The organism is Salinivibrio sp. AR647 (assembly GCF_001995415.1).
GTDB lineage: Bacteria > Pseudomonadota > Gammaproteobacteria > Enterobacterales > Vibrionaceae > Salinivibrio > Salinivibrio costicola.
This window is the reverse complement of the sequence record NZ_MUFE01000002.1, coordinates 150,591-166,880: the sequence shown is the minus strand read 5'-3', so window position 1 is coordinate 166,880 and position 16,290 is coordinate 150,591. Positions and strand designations below refer to the sequence as shown.

At 51.0% G+C, this 16,290-nt stretch carries 15 protein-coding genes; 7 read left to right on the top strand and 8 right to left on the bottom strand.

Annotated features, from left to right (window positions below):
• Positions 1-14 precede the first annotated feature (14 nt).
• From dnaX to BZG76_RS03295, 3 genes are read right to left on the bottom strand one after another with little or no spacing between them, the layout of a single operon-like run.
• Positions 15-2,273 (bottom strand): DNA polymerase III subunit gamma/tau, encoded by a 2,259-nt coding sequence (gene dnaX / locus BZG76_RS03305; RefSeq protein WP_077460151.1) that lies wholly within the window; start codon positions 2,271-2,273, stop codon positions 15-17.
• A 57-nt stretch (positions 2,274-2,330) separates the two neighbouring features.
• Positions 2,331-2,876, bottom strand: a complete 546-nt coding sequence (gene apt, locus BZG76_RS03300) for an adenine phosphoribosyltransferase (protein WP_021022485.1) — start codon at positions 2,874-2,876, stop codon at positions 2,331-2,333.
• A 37-nt stretch (positions 2,877-2,913) separates the two neighbouring features.
• Positions 2,914-3,381 carry a YbaN family protein gene (locus BZG76_RS03295; protein ID WP_077460150.1) on the bottom strand — a complete coding sequence of 156 codons (468 nt, stop codon included), beginning with the start codon at positions 3,379-3,381 and terminating at the stop codon, positions 2,914-2,916.
• Positions 3,382-3,799: 418 nt separating this feature from the next.
• Between BZG76_RS03295 and BZG76_RS03290 the strand changes: the two genes are divergently transcribed.
• A complete protein-coding gene (locus BZG76_RS03290; protein ID WP_021022488.1) occupies positions 3,800-4,183 on the top strand; it encodes a conjugal transfer protein TraR in 384 nt (127 codons plus the stop codon).
• Positions 4,184-4,319: 136 nt separating this feature from the next.
• On the opposite strand, the gene BZG76_RS03285 is transcribed toward BZG76_RS03290, so the two are convergent.
• Positions 4,320-4,967: a YccT family protein gene (locus BZG76_RS03285; RefSeq protein ID WP_077460149.1), complete on the bottom strand. Its 648-nt coding sequence runs from the start codon at positions 4,965-4,967 to the stop codon at positions 4,320-4,322.
• 87 nt (positions 4,968-5,054) lie between these two features.
• Positions 5,055-6,023, bottom strand: coding sequence for a porin (locus BZG76_RS03280; protein ID WP_077460148.1), 969 nt, complete (start codon positions 6,021-6,023; stop codon positions 5,055-5,057).
• A 536-nt stretch (positions 6,024-6,559) separates the two neighbouring features.
• On the opposite strand from BZG76_RS03280, the gene dinG reads away from it, so the two are divergent.
• From dinG to BZG76_RS03250, 6 genes are all read left to right on the top strand, one after another.
• The gene (gene dinG / locus BZG76_RS03275) at positions 6,560-8,632 is read left to right on the top strand and encodes an ATP-dependent DNA helicase DinG (protein WP_077460147.1); all 2,073 of its coding nucleotides are present in this window, start codon (positions 6,560-6,562) and stop codon (positions 8,630-8,632) included.
• 14 nt (positions 8,633-8,646) lie between these two features.
• Positions 8,647-9,420 carry a sulfite exporter TauE/SafE family protein gene (locus tag BZG76_RS03270; RefSeq protein ID WP_077460146.1) on the top strand — a complete coding sequence of 258 codons (774 nt, stop codon included), beginning with the start codon at positions 8,647-8,649 and terminating at the stop codon, positions 9,418-9,420.
• 42 nt (positions 9,421-9,462) lie between these two features.
• The gene (locus BZG76_RS03265; protein ID WP_241824038.1) at positions 9,463-10,017 is read left to right on the top strand and encodes a primosomal replication protein; all 555 of its coding nucleotides are present in this window, start codon (positions 9,463-9,465) and stop codon (positions 10,015-10,017) included.
• 55 nt (positions 10,018-10,072) lie between these two features.
• Positions 10,073-10,999, top strand: coding sequence for a histone deacetylase family protein (locus tag BZG76_RS03260; protein ID WP_077460145.1), 927 nt, complete (start codon positions 10,073-10,075; stop codon positions 10,997-10,999).
• Entirely contained in the window at positions 10,996-11,172 is a 177-nt protein-coding gene (rsmS, locus tag BZG76_RS03255; RefSeq protein WP_077460144.1) for a pleiotropic regulatory protein RsmS, read from the top strand. The genes BZG76_RS03260 and rsmS overlap by 4 nt, the downstream gene beginning before the upstream one ends.
• Before the next feature lie 613 nt (positions 11,173-11,785).
• Positions 11,786-13,216 (top strand): alanine/glycine:cation symporter family protein, encoded by a 1,431-nt coding sequence (locus BZG76_RS03250; RefSeq protein WP_077460143.1) that lies wholly within the window; start codon positions 11,786-11,788, stop codon positions 13,214-13,216.
• Between the two features lie 79 nt (positions 13,217-13,295).
• Here the strand turns inward: BZG76_RS03250 and BZG76_RS03245 are convergent, their stop codons facing one another.
• From BZG76_RS03245 to BZG76_RS03235, 3 genes are all read right to left on the bottom strand, one after another.
• Entirely contained in the window at positions 13,296-13,499 is a 204-nt protein-coding gene (locus tag BZG76_RS03245) for a hypothetical protein (protein ID WP_021022497.1), read from the bottom strand.
• A gap of 104 nt (positions 13,500-13,603) precedes the next feature.
• Positions 13,604-14,335 carry a 3'-5' exonuclease gene (locus BZG76_RS03240; RefSeq protein ID WP_077460142.1) on the bottom strand — a complete coding sequence of 244 codons (732 nt, stop codon included), beginning with the start codon at positions 14,333-14,335 and terminating at the stop codon, positions 13,604-13,606.
• A 9-nt stretch (positions 14,336-14,344) separates the two neighbouring features.
• Entirely contained in the window at positions 14,345-16,222 is a 1,878-nt protein-coding gene (locus BZG76_RS03235; protein WP_021022499.1) for a DUF294 nucleotidyltransferase-like domain-containing protein, read from the bottom strand.
• Positions 16,223-16,290: the final 68 nt, after the last annotated feature.

The window sequence follows — 16,290 nt, the reverse complement described above, 5'->3', positions numbered from 1 at the left end:
CTTGGTTAGGTGTCTTAAATTGGTCGAATGCTGTCTTCTTCTAACTCCGCCGCAAAACGTTGAAGCATAAAAGTGACATTCGGATCATTATGCAGGCTGTGTGTCGCCTGCGCTAATTTTTGTTGATAGAGTTGCTCGCGCCGCTCTAACGGTGTGATTCCCGACGTGCCGAGCTGTACCTCCAAGGTTATGGGGGCGCCCAAGGCCGTCGTCAAGGCCTGCGTTAATTGCTGCTGCGCTTTTTCGGTATTCAGGTGTGATTGATCAGGCCTTAATGTCAGCCGAACCTGGTCGCCTTCACGCACCATAGCGGCATTGAGCGCCATTTGTTTCACCAGCCGCTCGACCTCAAGGCTATCAGCCAACGCACACCAAGGATCTTGTTGATTGGTCTCGTGCACCAACTTGTCGCGCATTGCTGGCGTTTTCTCATGCTCAAGCGCTTGTTTGAGCGCCTTTGGCGTCAACGACGACGCGGTGGCTGGCGCCTTGGCTTGGGGCTGAGAAGGACGCCATTGATAAGGCTCCGTCGCCGCCAACGATGTGTCGCGTTGCCGTGCGGGCACCGGCTCAGATGGCGTTGCGGTGGAGGTCGCGACTGAGTTGGCGTCAGACACAGGCGATGTCGATTCTGCAGCGGTCGCAACGCGATCCAACACAGATAATGCATCACTCTTGGCCGGTGTCTGTCTCGCCTTTTTTGCGCCAGACTCTGTCTGACTGGTTTGTCGCTTCATCCTGCTACGCAGCTGGTTGCGGGCTTGAATCAAACTCGATGCCGCAGACGCGGGTGCCTCACTGGCTGGCACGTCTGATGCGTCCGTTGCTGGAGCCGCGTCCGTAGCTGGCGTCGCATCTGTCGCGGGAGCCGATGCAGGCGATATCGGTGTGCTGTCATCGTGATCAGCAGCGGACGAAGCGTGATCAGGCACAGATGCGATAGGATCGGCCGGCCTGGTGTTAGGCGCCGTGGGTGTCGCCGAGATAGATGATTCGGATGAGGTAGGCCCACGGCGATCCGACGCGGTAACTTGCGCTTTTAATGCGCTAATCGCTTGAGTTGGATCAGGGTTTTCGCTCGCCGCTTTGGGCTGTGCGCCTGACGCCATACTTGAGGCGCTTGGCTGCGCCTGCGACGTTGGGGCGTGTTCGGGCACGGCAATAGTCACCGGCTCATAAGGCACCGTTTTAACCGGCTGGAACGCCAACATCCGCAGCAATACCATCTCTAGTCCCGCACGTCCATCGGGGGCATAGGGTAAATCTTGTCGACCCTGCAGCGCTATTTGGTAACATAGCTGCACATCTTGCGGCGTTAAGCGCGACGCTAAAGCTTGTATGCGCGCGTGATCACCCTCTGCATCATCGCGGGTTTGAGGCAGTGTTTGCGCCAACGCAATTTGATGAAGCTGGCCTGCGAGCTCTTTAAGCAACCCATCCCATTCGACGCCAATTTGTGCAATCTGCGCCAGCCCATTCATCAGCTCAACCGCATCTTGATTCACTAATGCTTCCAGTAACAACAACGCATTGTCACTGCTTAAGGTCCCTAGCATTTCTGCTACTGCGCGGGTGCTAATCTGACCGTTACCGAGCGCAAGCGCTTGATCGGTTAAGCTCAGCGCATCGCGCATACTGCCTTCTGCCGCACGTGACAGTAGCATCAGCGCGCGCGCCTCAGCTTCAATGCCCTCTTGGCCAAGAATGTAATCGAGCTGGGTTTGGATCTGGCTGGCGTCAAAATGTTTTAAATGAAACTGCAAGCAGCGCGACAAAATGGTCACCGGCAACTTTTGCGGATCCGTGGTCGCCAGCAAAAATTTCACATACTCGGGTGGCTCTTCCAGTGTTTTAAGCAAGGCATTAAAACTATGCCGCGACAGCATGTGGACCTCATCAATCAGGTACACCTTATACCGTCCGCGTGCGGGTTTATACTGGACGTTATCAAGCAGCTCGCGCGTATCTTCTACCTTGGTGCGTGACGCCGCATCAATTTCTAACAAATCAACGTAACGCCCTTCATCAATTTCACGGCAGGTGGCGCATTGGCCACACGGTGAGGACGACACGCCCTGCTCGCAATTTAAGCCTTTGGCAAAAATACGTGCGATGGTGGTTTTGCCCACTCCCCGTGTTCCACTGAACAGGTAAGCATGGTGCAGGCGGTCATGATCGAGCGCWTTGGCGAGCGCCGTCAGCACATGGCTCTGCCCCGCCACCGCGTCAAAGTTATGGGGGCGCCATTTGCGTGCAAGAACTTGATAACTCATGTCAATTGGCTTCCTAGTGGCTGATAAATGACCCAAGGCCCAGCGTCGTGTTCACCATTAATGGCCGGCAAACTCGCACAGACTGTACACACTAACGCCAAGCGCCGTCAGTTTTTCCTCACCGCCAATATCCGGTAAGCTAATGACAAAACCAGCGTGTTCCACGGTGCCGCCCAACCGACGCACTAATTTGACCGTAGCTTCAATGGTGCCACCGGTGGCGAGCAAGTCATCGATCACCAGCACTTTATCACCGTCATCAATGGCATCACTGTGGATCTCAAGCGTATCTTCACCGTATTCTAGCTGGTAATTTTCGCTGATCACCGCCCGTGGCAATTTGCCTGGCTTGCGCACCGGCACAAATGGCAATGCCAGCGCTAAGGCCAAGGGCGCGCCAAATAAAAAGCCGCGCGATTCGGTGCCAATCACCTTGGTAAAGCCTTGATCCCGATACTTTGCTACCAGGGCATCAATGGTGGCCTGGTAGGCGGTCGGGTCTTCCATCAAGCTGGTGACATCACGAAATAAGATGCCTGGCTTAGGGTAATCAGGAATGGTTTGAATGCTTTGTTTAATCACATCCAAGTTGTCGTTGCTCATGGCCAATTCTCATCGGTAAAAAACGCAAACCGCCATGTTATGAATTTTCGGCCGTACCAGCAACAGATTCCGTCTCAGGCAGGCGGAGAAACCAGCATAAGAGCACAATCAGGCAAAGCAGTAGCATGCCTTTTAACCAGAGCGCTGGCACCATGTACATTGAGAATGAGAAACTGGCCACGATCATCACCGTTGCCCGCTTTTTGACCCGCCGGCTGATGGCGCGTTGTTGATACCAGTCAGTCAATATTGGCCCGAACGTTGGATGGGCATGAAGCCAATTGGCGATACGGGGAGAGCCGCGCATAAAACAGCCGCTTGCGAGCAACAAAAACGGGGTTGTTGGTAACACAGGCAAAAACGCCCCGGCGGCACCGAGTGCGACCCAAAACCAACCCAAACCGTTCCACGCCCAACGCCAAGCGACGGATGGCGCTGGCGGCGCGGGTGTTCTTTGTCGCTCTTTTGACTGTGGCGCGTTTGACTGCACCGCTTTTGACTGCATAGCCAATTTGCCCTTATTGCTGCGCGTCACCAGGGTGACCCTCTTACCCTAGTGTAGTGATCCAGCCGCGATGGGTACAGGACGAGCTTAGGAAAAATGAGGCAGTATGGAATAAGGCGGTGATTAACCGCCAAATACAATCCCGAGCCAAGTAAGGCTTGCGGGTAAGGTGGGGATCAGTAAGACCAACAAAAAGCCGATAAAATACTTTAGGTTATAAGGTTCTTTAAATTCGTGACTCATAAGTTACAACGCTCACAACAACATAACATCAGTGAGCATCTACTATAGCCTAGCTTGGCCCCGCTAAAAACGGACGTTTTGTAAGGTTTTAATCCGATTATTGATTTACATCAGGGTAACAACTTGGTGCATTGGGTCATGATAAACGTCATTTAGCCAATCAAGCGAACTGACCATGGATACAAATACTCTTGCGCAGCTGCGGCGTAAGCTCACTCGTGAGCGTGCCGAGCTGATCGCCACCTTAACCACGCGTTTGCGTGAAGACTGGGACAAGCATTGCGACACCCTAACTGTCACAGAGCTGATCAAAGAAAGCCAAGGCCTACCTGGCGCAATTCGTTGCCTCGGTGAACGTCTGGAAAAAGTCGATGCGGCTTTGTGTGCCATGGATTTGGAAATTTACGGATTGTGTGCCGATTGTGAGAGTGACATTCCACTCGATGATTTAATCAAGGATGCCGCGGAGCAGCGCTGTCCGCAGTGCCGCGCATCAAACTATTATCACCACGATCCGGCCACTCGCCGCGCGACAACGGGCCCCCGTAAATCGGTGTGAGCCCAGGTCGACTTTCGCTTGTCTCACCGTGGCTTAAACGGAACGCGCCCAGCATCAGCTGGGCGCGTTTTTTTATTGACCGTGTAAAGCTGTCAAGTGGGTGATACTGACTACCACGCCTCCCTCGAACACGCGCTTAATCTTGATCAATGATCCAACGACGGAAGGTTTTACGCTCTTGGTCGCTGGCTTTGGTGTACCAAAGCTTAAGCTGCGACAAGGCATCGCCTTTAATAGAGGCTTGTCCTTGGTCGTCCACCTCGACTAACACGTCGTTAAGGTTTTTGCTTTCACCTTGGTCGATAATAATACCGTTCTCGCGGTTGTACTCGGCCACCAGCGCTTCCATATCGGCGTAGGCGCCAAAGCCATCACCTTTAAGCTCGACGGCCTCTAACGGCATTACCTCGCCATTATCAAACTCAGCCTGCCATTGTGGGTTATCATCAAAATAGCTGGTCGCTTGGGTTTTCACCCTTAGGTTGGTATCAATGTTAATGGTGGCATCGCGGCCATCAACGTCCAGCTCAAACAAATACGGGCGCGAGGTAAAAATCACCTCTTTACTTCCTCGCTTTACTTCGCCATCAAAGCGCATCACCAACTGGTGGGTGCCATTAGCAAGTTCAATGGTCTGCTGCGGCGCCCAGTTGTCAAAACTGACTTTGCTGCCATCCACCACCAAAAATTCAATATGACGGGCGGAGGTAATTTCCGCTGCATGAATGGTACTTGATGCCATCAGTGCACCCAGTACCAATGCGGCTTTTGTTAACTTCTTCATTGTCACTCCAACGGTAAGACGAAAAAAGCCGCCCTAAGGCGGCTTTTATAATCAGTGCTACAACTTAGCAATAGGGTTTAAGCTCAATTAGAACTTAACTTCCATACCCGCTACGTAACCAAAGTCTTGGTCATCACCGTCGCTGTCGCCAACTTCTGCGTACACGTGCGCGTTGCTGTGCAGTGCATAAGTCACGTTAGCGTAGTAACCGTTAAGATCTGAGCTTTCACCGTCAACATCTTGGTTATCGTAGCCAATACCAAAGGTGGTTTTACCCATGGTGTAATCAGCGGCAAGAGATACATAATCAGTATCTACATCAGTGGTACCAGTTTTATCGGTAGTACGACCATATGATGCAGCGATACCGACGTTCTCGATACCTGCGTATTCGATTTCGAAGTTATAAGCTTCAGTATCTGCATCAGCAACACGGTTCAAATCTTCAGCCAACTGATAGTAAACACGCGCATCTACGTCAGCGAAACGATAGCCTAAACGACCTTCGTAGATTGTTTGATCGTCAGTAGTATCATCACCTTCACTGTAGTCAGTGTAAGTCACTGCACCGTAGAGAGAGCCATCATCATAAATATACTTACCAACTTGAGCAGCTTGTTCGATATCTACACCAAAGCTATTTACTGACAACTCGTAATCTTTAGTGATACCTGAATCATCCATCAATAGGTACTGACGACCTGCAGTGAACTGACCCCAATCACCTTTAAAACCGACATAGAGTTCGTCGTTTTCAACATCACCGCGGTTTTCATCGGTATTGCTGTCTGCGTCTAGATTATCGAATTCAAACGCCATTGCACCGATGACAGAAAGCTTGTCTGAAACCGCTACTTCAGTATTGATAGCGAAATCGCCATCGTCCAAGCGCCATTTGCCGTCTTGGTTGTTACCGATGTCTTGGATGTACTGAACTTCAGCAGCACCTGATGCGTCTACTTTCACGCCTTCTGCGTCATACAGGTTGATGCTTGCTGATGCTGAGCCAGCAGCCAGCAGAGCTGGTACTGCCATTGCTAGAATAGTCTTTTTCATGGTTAATCCACTGCCTTTTCTATTTAGTCATTATGAGTTCCTTCATGGAACTCTGTTTTATGGTGACTGTCACTCTGTTACCAGCAGCAAACGCTGCGAAGCACAAAATGCCAGTTCACTGAAACTTCGTGGCTAATCGTGCAGAACATTTGAGGTTCTGTCAACTGGCTGGAAGCGCATTACAAAATAGACAAAAAACACTTAAAAACAAACAGATAGTAAACATTAATGAACTAAGATCACAGTTTAAACCTCGTTAGCAGTGTGCGTTGATGAAATTTAACAACAACTCTTTGCGATATAAAATTCTGACTACTGCTTTTTATTATTTAATTTTTAGAATAAAAAACTAATCAATAGCTTAAATACGGCTTTTTGTTAATCAAACGGCAGATCAGCAAGATAGCAGCGAATGGTTCAAATTAAATTCGTGACCAAGATCTCATATCTGTAAGGAAAACTTACATTTCGCGATCGTTTTCACGTTTTTTCCCCGTGTTATACTGGGGCTTATCCTTTACTACTCGGACCTGTTGATGCTCAGCCCTGCCGTAAAATCAGACATTCGCGCGTGCTACCAGACGCTACAAGACCAACTTCCCCACTTTATTCCGCGCAAAGCTCAAAACTATTTAGTGGCAGAGCTGGCCAAAACCTTGGCGGGTGATTATGACCCCAAGCGTCGGCTACTGGTGGCCGAGGCCGGCACTGGGGTGGGCAAATCAATGGCGTATTTGATGGGCGCGATTCCGTTTGCGCTTAACAACAATAAAAAAGTGGTGGTGTCGACCGCAACCGTGGCGTTGCAAGAGCAGCTCGCCGATAAAGATATCCCGTTTTTTCATCGTATCTGCCCCAAGCCGTTTGATTTTATCTTGGCCAAGGGGCGGCAGCGCTATTGCTGTGCACACAAGCTGAGTGCAGTGGCAGAGACCGAGAGCATCCAAGGGGCGCTATTTGCTCAAAAACCCAAGCGCAGCGAGCAATTGTTGCTGAATGATCTTTACGTTGCCCTGAGTCGAGGAAAATGGGATGGCGACCGCGACAGCTGGCCCAAACCGATTGCCGATCACCTATGGCAAGCGATCGCCTCTGACAAACACACCTGCCATGCTGGCCTGCCCGCTCACCGTGGTTGCCCCTTTGCCAAAGCACGCGAGGCAATGGATAAAGCCGATGTGGTGGTGGTCAATCACAGCTTGCTGCTCGCCGATCTCGAACTCGGCGGCGGGGTGATCTTGCCCGAGCCAGAGCAGTGCCTGTATATGATTGACGAGGCGCACCACCTTCCCACGGTGGCGCGTGACTTCTCAGCGGCCAGTGCCAGTTTGCTCGGCGTGGTCGGTTGGCTAGAAAAGCTGAACCAAGCCGCTACCAAGTTGGGAAATACCGCGGATATGACGCGCGCACACCGCTTTGTTGATAGCTTACTCGAGGCGATACAAACCCTGATCCCAGGGTTACGCGAGGCAAAAAACATGCTCAGTCAACTGTCGCTCAACGACGACGGTTGTTATCGCTTTGCCGACGGTGAACTGCCCGAAGCCCTGATTGCGCCCAGTGAACAGCTTAAAACCGCGAGCAAAAAAGCCCATCAGGCATTGGGAAAGATCCATGATTTGATCAATGAGCGTCTGAAAGAAAATGACATTTCTGCCAAACTGGCTGATCCGGCGCTCGCCGAAACCGCGTTTTTCCTCCAACGGTTAGAAAATTTAGAAAAAGTCTGGACCTTAATGGCCCAACCGAATGCCGATAAAGGCGCACCGCTTGCCCGTTGGGTGCAAGCCTGCCGTGAGCGCGAGGGGGATCTTTGGGTGCATGTCTCTCCCTTAGAAGTAGGCTGGCGTCTGGATCAAATGCTCTGGTCTCGCGCCGCCGGGGTTGGACTGTTTTCTGCGACCTTGCGCGCCCTGAATCGCTTTAGCTATTTTTGCCGCCAAGTCGGACTCAGTGAAAGCGACGGTTCGCGTTATTTAGCCTTACCCTCGCCATTTGATTACGCCAATAAAGCGCGCTTGGTGATCCCAACTATGCCTTGTGAGCCGCAAGCCAGTGCCTTTACGGCGGCGCTGAGCGAGAAAATTATTGAGCACCTAGAGGGCGAGCGAGCGTCCTTGGTATTGTTCGCCTCTTATTGGCAGATGAAACAAGTCACCCAAGCCATTGAGCAAACGGTCACACAACGCGGCTGGCAACTGCTCTGTCAGGGCACACAATCACGCACGGCGCTATTAAAGGCCCATCAGCAAGCAGTCAGTGCGGACAAAACCAGTATAATTTTTGGCACCGGCAGTTTTTCCGAGGGCTTAGATTTGCCCGGTAACTTATTGACTAATCTCATTATTACGAAAATTCCCTTTGCGGTCCCCACTTCTCCAGTGGAAGAAGCTCACGCGGAGTATATTGAACGCTGCGGTGGCAATCCGTTTTTACAAATCGCGGTCCCAGAAGCGAGTAAAAAGCTGGTGCAATCAGTCGGTCGTCTACTGCGCAAAGAGGAAGATTCTGGTAAGGTAGTGCTTCTTGACCGGCGCATTATCACCCGCAGATATGGCCAATCTTTACTCGACTCGCTGCCGCCATTCAAACGCGTGATCGAACCTTAAATTAACGAGTGACTATGCTTGAATTGATTGATCTTTCGACCTTAGTGATCCTAGGGCTGACTGCTTTTGTCGCCGGCTTTATCGATGCCGTCGCCGGCGGTGGCGGCATGCTGACTGTTCCAGCCCTGTTATCACTGGGTTTGCCGCCCCATGTGGCGTTAGGTACCAACAAACTGGCCGCGACCTTTGCCTCCAGCACCGCCGCCTTTACCTATTATAAAAAACGTCTTTTTTCGCCTTTATTTTGGCAACACGCGTTTTGGGGCACCTTGATTGGCGCAACCGCAGGGACTTTACTGGTTGATGTGCTAAGCACTGAATGGTTAGAAAAAGCGATCCCCGTGGTGGTGCTTGTGGCAGCGATTTACACCGTTTGGCATCCCCACCCTAAGGGAGATAACAACCAGCTCCCCGCGCGCTGCTCCAAGCTACCGATGAAGCAATGGAGCCAAGGCCTGTCGTTGGGCTTTTATGATGGCGTTGCCGGTCCGGGTACGGGCGCGTTTTGGACGGTGTCTACCATGTCGCTCTATCGGATGAATATTTTGCTCTCTTCCGGACTGGCGAAAGCGATGAACTTCACTAGTAATATTACCTCATTGGTGGCGTTTGCGCTTTTGGGCCATGTGAACTGGGCACTCGGGCTGACCATGGGCGTATGCTTAATGCTAGGCGCGTTTATTGGCGCCCACTCCGCGATTCGTTTTGGCAGTCAGTTTATTCGACCTATTTTTGTGACCGCGGTGGTGATTTTAGCCGGTAAACTGGCCGTTGATGCTTGGTTTTAATCGCCGTTATCGTCGCCGCTGTGCGTGACTGAGAGACCCATAATGAAAGCGCAAATCGATGCAATGTCCCAACACCTTGAGCAACTGGCCAATCAAGCCGCCGAGGTCGACCGACGCCGTGGCGAAGCCCGCGCGCCTTTATTCGCGACAACGCTTTTTCATTGCAAAGGCAAATTGCTCACACCCTGTGTGAACGAAGCCCAAGGATTGCTGGCAGTGATGCAGCGCGATCACCAACAAGGGGTGCTGACCGATGCACGTGCGACCCATATTTGCGACACCTTGTTATCGCAAATCACCGCGCTACAACGTGAACTGGCGACACAGCCGTTACGTAAGCAAGAGCAAGCCAAACGCGGGCCACGACGCCAGGCGATTGGTGAGCTTTATCAAGACTTAGCCAAGCACCAAGATTGGGAGCGTCGACTGGCCGATAAACTCCGAGACGCCAATGCCAGCGTCGAAATGGCATCGACCCCCGCGGCGCGTCAGCAGTACCAAAAACAAGTGCTTGCCTTAGAACAACGCCTAGCACGCTGCACCAAGGCGCGAGAGCGTATCGAAACCACGATCAGTTACCGAGAAAAAAAATCGTGATTCACGTTCAGCTCACACCAAGCATCAAACCCGAGCGCTCAACCAGGAGAGATACGTGCTGCCATTGATTTATCATCCGGTGTACTCGGACTTTCCCCTTCCCGACGGCCACCGCTACCCTTTGCAAAAATACCGATTGTTGTTTGAGCGGTTACAACGCCTGGCGTTACCGGTTGAATTTCATCAACCGATCCCGGCCACTCGAAAAGTGATTGATGCTGTTCATGATCCCGCGTATGTCAGTCAGTTGCTGGCAGGGGATCTCCCTTTAGTCAAAATGCGTCGGATTGGTTTTCCATGGAGCGACGCACTGATCGCACGCAGTTTAACCTCGCTCGGCGGCACCACACTGACGGTCGATCACGCTCTAGATTCAGGCCTTGCTATTCATCTCACCGGCGGCTATCACCATGCGCACTACGACTTTGGCAGCGGCTTTTGTTTATTTAATGATTTGATGATTGCCGCCCGCCATGCGCTCACCCAGCCAGGCATTGATAAGGTGATGATTGTCGATTGTGATGTACATCATGGCGATGGCACCGCCGCCTTGGCCGCCGACCACCCCGATATTGTGACGTTTTCTGTCCATTGCGAGAAAAATTTTCCCTCACGCAAACCGCCCTCCGATTTGGACTTACCCCTGCCAACAGGCACAGGCGATCAGGACTATCTCAGCGCTTTTTTGCCCTTGTTAGATCTCGCCCTCGCACAATACCGCCCTGATATGGTGATTTATGATGCGGGGGTCGATGTCCACCAAGCCGATGCGCTTGGCTATTTGGCGTTATCGACCGAGGGCATTTATCAACGCGATAGCGGGGTACTCTCACGCTGTGCCAAGCATGATATTCCGGTCGCCGCGGTGATTGGTGGCGGATACCATGACTCGCACACCAGTTTGGTGCCGTTGCACGAACAACTCATTCAAGCGGCCCTTATTCACTTTGCTGATTTTGCATCCAGCCCGGAGGTATCATGACTAACCCGCACGCGTCGACACCAAGCGCCTTAGAAAACGCTCCTGATGACGTCAAACTCGCTGTCGATCTTATTTACTTGCTCGAAAACCATGCCATTGATCCAGATACCGCTTTATCTGCGATTGAGATGGTGAGACGCGATCTGCTGGCGAAAAAAAACTCACCTCCCTAATCAATTAGGCATGCGGCCGCTACTTTTTCTGACAAAAACGGTTGGCGTTTCCGAATGGCTTGCATGCTTACCACTCGATTTTGCTGATATTACGTGCTGTCGATCACATTTTGTTCAGTCTTAACAATATGAATAAATAGTCATTATTTACGCTATATTATTTAACTCCTTGAACCTGGACTGCTTTAACATCAAGCAATTAGCCTGCAAAGCATTACATTTTGGTTACAGTTTTTAGTGCTGTTATTAACACATGCAACCGATTAAAAAACCAACACTTCGCTAATCATATAGTGTTTTGTCTCACAAATATCGGTATTATCCGGCGTGCTCCAATTAGTGTACCGGTGCGTTGAAACATCGGCATGGCTAATCAAAGCGCACTCTGGCAACAGCCGAGCATGGATTCAAAATGCTGTTGCAGACTCAACGTCCACTCGTCATATCAGGCCTTGATGCATGACTTTCTCGAGTGACGCGTTGCTCACCTGCATGGATGGCAGCGATCTCACAAGGACAGTGGTTGTCGACCCTCGCATTCGGTAATCATCGGGTTATGGCCCGAGCAACAACCGTGCAAGGCGTCTCCCAACAGACAAAACAGAGTTTAATGATGGAACTACTTAAAAATCTATTTGTGTCCGTAGTCGATACAGGTAACGGCCTCCTTTGGGGCAGCGTACTGATTTATCTTTTGATTGGCTTAGGCTTGTACTTCACGGTGCGATCAGGCTTTATTCAATTCCGTAACTTTGGCCACATGTTTAAACTGATGGCAGACAGCCGTAATGGCGCATCAGGCGGGATCTCGTCGTTCCAAGCATTCAGTACCAGTCTTGCCGCGCGTGTCGGCACCGGGAATATGGCGGGTGTCGCGGTGGCGCTGTATCTTGGTGGCCCGGGTGCTATTTTCTGGATGTGGCTAACCGCCCTGGTCGGTATGGCCACCAGCTTTGTCGAATCCACTCTCGCGCAAGCGTACAAAGTGAACCACAACGACAAAACCTACCGCGGAGGCCCGGCTTACTACATCGAAAAAGGCTTGGGTCAACGTTGGCTTGGGATTGCATTTGCCATTTGCTTGATTATCGCCTTTGGTTTGGCTTTTAACGGGGTGCAATCGAATTCTATTGCCGCAGCCATGGACACCGCGTTTGGCTTTAATGATCTCGCTGTCGGTATTGGTCTGGCGTTAGTCACCGCACCGGTTATTTTTGGCGGTATGCGCTCAGTCGCACGCGTTGCAGAGCTGATTGTCCCCTTTATGGCACTGGCTTATTTATTGGTTGCCTTGGTCGTGGTTGCCATGAACATCGAACAGCTTCCCGCAGTGATTACAACCATTGTCAAAAGCGCATTAGGCTTGGAGCAGGCTGCAGGCGGTGCCATGGGCTATGCGATCGCACAAGCAATGATGCAAGGGATTAAACGCGGCTTGTTCTCAAACGAAGCAGGTATGGGTTCAGCCCCTAATGCTGCGGCAACGGCGACTACCAAGCCGAATCATCCTGCCGCGCAGGGCTACGTTCAGATGCTGGGTGTCTTCGTCGATACCATTGTCATTTGTACCGCGACCGCATCGATTATCTTGATCTCAGGCATGCTTGAGCCTGAGAGCGGCCTGACAGGTATTGCACTGACGCAAGAAGCCTTGGTCAGCCAAGTCGGTGATTGGGGCGCTGCCTTTATCGCCATCGCGATTCTGCTGTTTGCCTTTACCTCGATCATTGCCAACTATTCGTATGGCGAGTCGAACATCGAGTATATCTTTAAGTGTCGTAAAGCCATCTTGTTGTATCGTATTGCGGTGCTCGCAATGGTGCTGATGGGCGCGGTGATGGATCTGCCACTGATTTGGAGCTTTGCTGACTTATCAATGGGGATGATGGCCGTGATTAACTTGGTCGCGATTGCGCTGCTGTCTGGCGTCGCGTTCGCCTTGATGAAAGACTACGAAGACCAGCGTCGTGCGGGTAAAAACCCGACCTTTGATCGTACCAAATTCCCGAAACTGGATAAGCAAATCGATAAAGACGTTTGGTAATGCCAAGCCGATAATCGAACAAAAAAACCACCGATGATTCGGTGGTTTTTTATTGGGCTCACTTTTTAAGGCGATGAACTTACACGCTCAACCAATACCCGATTAACAGCGTAAAAACCAGACACGCGCCGGCGTAAAAACCCAACTCAATTTTACGCGCTGTCATGTCTTCTGCTTCTTCCGGTTTGAGCGTCAATCCCCAATAGGCAAAGCCAACCGACGATGATAACAACAGCACCCCGAGACCGAATGCCAGCCCCTCTACTACGTGGATCAATGTCATTTGTGTTCCTCTTACTTTCCGTCACTGGCTTGTAGCACGCAAATTATACGCCTTGTCGACGAATACGGAAACCACACGAGAAACGTTCATTGTGTCTTTGTTTATTATCGCCATAACTCACTAATGAGCGTATCTGGCGAGAAGTCGTGTGCAATTTGTGCCTGTAGTAGTTCGGCAGTGGCAATTGCATCGGTAAGCGCATGATGGCTTTGATAAAATGGCAACTGATAGCGCTGCCGACTGTCAGCCAAGCGAATCGATTCTGGCGGCCGACGGGCTATCCAGTCAGCGAAGCTACGCTTGCCGGTGCGATGCTTCCAGGCTTCTAATTCCATGGTATCGACCATAGGGAAAATAATGCCCTCGCCTAGCCGCTCTTTTATCGCACGATCCAAAAACTCGCGTTCAATCCGGCGATAATGCACCACCACCACTGAACCCGCCAGCGCACTGAGTAATGGCTCAATCACATGGGAAAAATCCGGTGCATTGACAATGTCGGAGTGCGTGATGCCGTGAATGACAATCGACGATTCGGCAAGTGGTCGGTTGGGGTTCACAATCCAATGCTGGGCCTGTTGGCAGCGAATACGATTGAGAGTAAAAGGCACTAAGCCAATACTGACAATCGCATCTTGCTGGCTATCGAGCCCCGTTGTTTCAAAATCAAGCGCCACAAACGGCACTTGCGAAACGGGCGTGTCGGGTGACACCCATCCTTGCTGATAAAAGGCCTGCAAGGTTTCGTGCTGCACGGTCTCGCGTTTCGTGTCTAGCATCGCACGCCAGTCTACCTGGTCTGCATCCTCTTTTTTCCTAAGATTAAAGTGGAACATATCCTTCCTTTACGACCGATTGGGCTGATAGCGGAATTTCAAAAATTTCTGGGCATTACTTAAAATCTGAAAGGCGTCTTTTAAATTACGGCGCTCAAAGTCAGATAAGTTCTCCGGCTCAATATTGTTATCAGGTTCACGATCCGCTTCTATATCTAATGCTTGGTGACGGATCCTGACCATCGAAATAAACTCCATCGCATCGCGCAGATCGGGACCGCGGCCTTTGGGTAAAATCCCTGCTTCGATAATATCGTCTAAACGCTCAAACGAGTTTTGCGAGCGCGAATCGGTCGCCAATGCATGAACACGTATCAAGTCGGCTAAGGGCGCGGTACCACGCCGCTTTAAGTTAATCGAATTATTGTGGCGACCGTCTTGCTCCATGACAAAATCTTTAAAAAAGCCTAATGGTGGAGTGCGGTTCAAGGCGTTACGCGCCATGGACGCCAAAAAGCGATTATTGCGACGGGCGCGACGACCCACGAAAGCTTTAAGTTGTTCGGCCCAGTTCGTGCGACCATGCACCCCATCCAAGTCGAAGAAAATATTACTGTCGAGCAGTGAACGCGGGCTAGGATTATCTATCCAATCGGCAAAGCATTGCTCCCATTGTTTCAGCGTTTTACGCCACTCGGGGTTGGTCGCCATGATATTACCGGTGCAGTAGGTATAACCACATGCGTTTAGGCCATCAGAGACGCGCTTAGACAGGGCTTCAAAATACGCATTGTGTTGGCCATGATCGTAGTTGTCATCAAGGATAATTGCGTTGTCTTGGTCGGTGACAATCAGCTGCTCATCACGCGCCATAGAGCCCATCGCCAAAAAGCAATACGGTACAGGCGGCTCACCCAACTCTTCTTCGGCAAGCTCTAAAAGACGCTGCTTAAAACTGCGTCCAATCACCGACAGTGCCGAGCCAATCATATGCGAGTTGGCATCTTCATTGACCATGCGTACAAAGCAATCTTTGACCTGCTTAGATAAGATCACCAAATCCTCGACCGACTGCTGACGGAAGATACTCGCCACCAAGAACAAGCTGTTTTGCGACTCGTAGCGTGCAATATCAGACAAGGCAACCACACCAATCGGCTTGCCGTGTTGTAGCACCGGCACATGGTGCAAGTTGGAGCGCAGAATGGTCAGCATGGCCTCAAAAATATACGCATTATGATCCAAGGTAATCAACTGTGGCGACATGATCTCCTGAACCGGCGTTTCATAAGGCAAACCTTCTGCTAACACCCGGTTACGCAAGTCTCGATCGGTAATAATCCCCAGTACCGGTTTGAGCCCTGTTTCTGGATTGGGCTCATCACCCATGACCAAAATCGATGAGACGGTTTCTTGCGACATCACCTGCGCGGCATATTGCACGGAGTCAGTACTGGCAATCATCACCGGGTCGCGAATAATCAGTTTCTTCACTTTGGAGGTGGTGAGATCATTGGCTTCATTGTGGCTTGATACCGCTTGGCGCAAGCGTGTTCTATCTTCTACCTCGACAAAATCGGCAAAATGCTCAAAATCATCAAACAAGCGATTAAACGTGGCTTCCGGAATAAAATAGATCAAAGTGTCTTCAATCGCTTTCGCTGGCATCCGCACACGATTGTTCATCAATAGACCCATTTGGCCAAAAATGTCGCCCTCGGATATGCGGTTATACAAGGTGCCATTACGGCGAAACAGCTCGACAGCGCCGCTACGCATGATCGCCAAGTCGTGAATTTCATCACCGTAAGCAAAAATATCGGTGCCTGCACGGAAATAACTGATCTCAATGCTGGTTGCCACTTCTGCGACCACCTCTTCGGGCATTGAATCAAATGGGGCGTACTGTGCAAGAAATGTTGCAATCTCGATTTGTTCAGCTTCCATAGCGCTCACCTAAACGTGCGATAATATCGTGGTAGGACACAGTGAATCAGAATGTCCGTTGGCTGTGA

Coding starts and splice junctions, on each gene's coding strand:
- BZG76_RS03235 (WP_021022499.1), bottom strand. CDS start 16,222: ATGGAAGCTGAACAAATCGAGATTGCAACATTTCTTGCACAGTACGCC.
- BZG76_RS03245 (WP_021022497.1), bottom strand. CDS start 13,499: ATGACATTGATCCACGTAGTAGAGGGGCTGGCATTCGGTCTCGGGGTG.
- BZG76_RS03295 (WP_077460150.1), bottom strand. CDS start 3,381: ATGCAGTCAAAAGCGGTGCAGTCAAACGCGCCACAGTCAAAAGAGCGA.
- dinG (WP_077460147.1), top strand. CDS start 6,560: ATGCTCAGCCCTGCCGTAAAATCAGACATTCGCGCGTGCTACCAGACG.
- BZG76_RS03280 (WP_077460148.1), bottom strand. CDS start 6,023: ATGAAAAAGACTATTCTAGCAATGGCAGTACCAGCTCTGCTGGCTGCT.
- BZG76_RS03290 (WP_021022488.1), top strand. CDS start 3,800: ATGGATACAAATACTCTTGCGCAGCTGCGGCGTAAGCTCACTCGTGAG.
- BZG76_RS03250 (WP_077460143.1), top strand. CDS start 11,786: ATGGAACTACTTAAAAATCTATTTGTGTCCGTAGTCGATACAGGTAAC.
- rsmS (WP_077460144.1), top strand. CDS start 10,996: ATGACTAACCCGCACGCGTCGACACCAAGCGCCTTAGAAAACGCTCCT.
- BZG76_RS03285 (WP_077460149.1), bottom strand. CDS start 4,967: ATGAAGAAGTTAACAAAAGCCGCATTGGTACTGGGTGCACTGATGGCA.
- apt (WP_021022485.1), bottom strand. CDS start 2,876: ATGAGCAACGACAACTTGGATGTGATTAAACAAAGCATTCAAACCATT.
- BZG76_RS03265 (WP_241824038.1), top strand. CDS start 9,463: ATGAAAGCGCAAATCGATGCAATGTCCCAACACCTTGAGCAACTGGCC.
- BZG76_RS03270 (WP_077460146.1), top strand. CDS start 8,647: ATGCTTGAATTGATTGATCTTTCGACCTTAGTGATCCTAGGGCTGACT.
- BZG76_RS03240 (WP_077460142.1), bottom strand. CDS start 14,335: ATGTTCCACTTTAATCTTAGGAAAAAAGAGGATGCAGACCAGGTAGAC.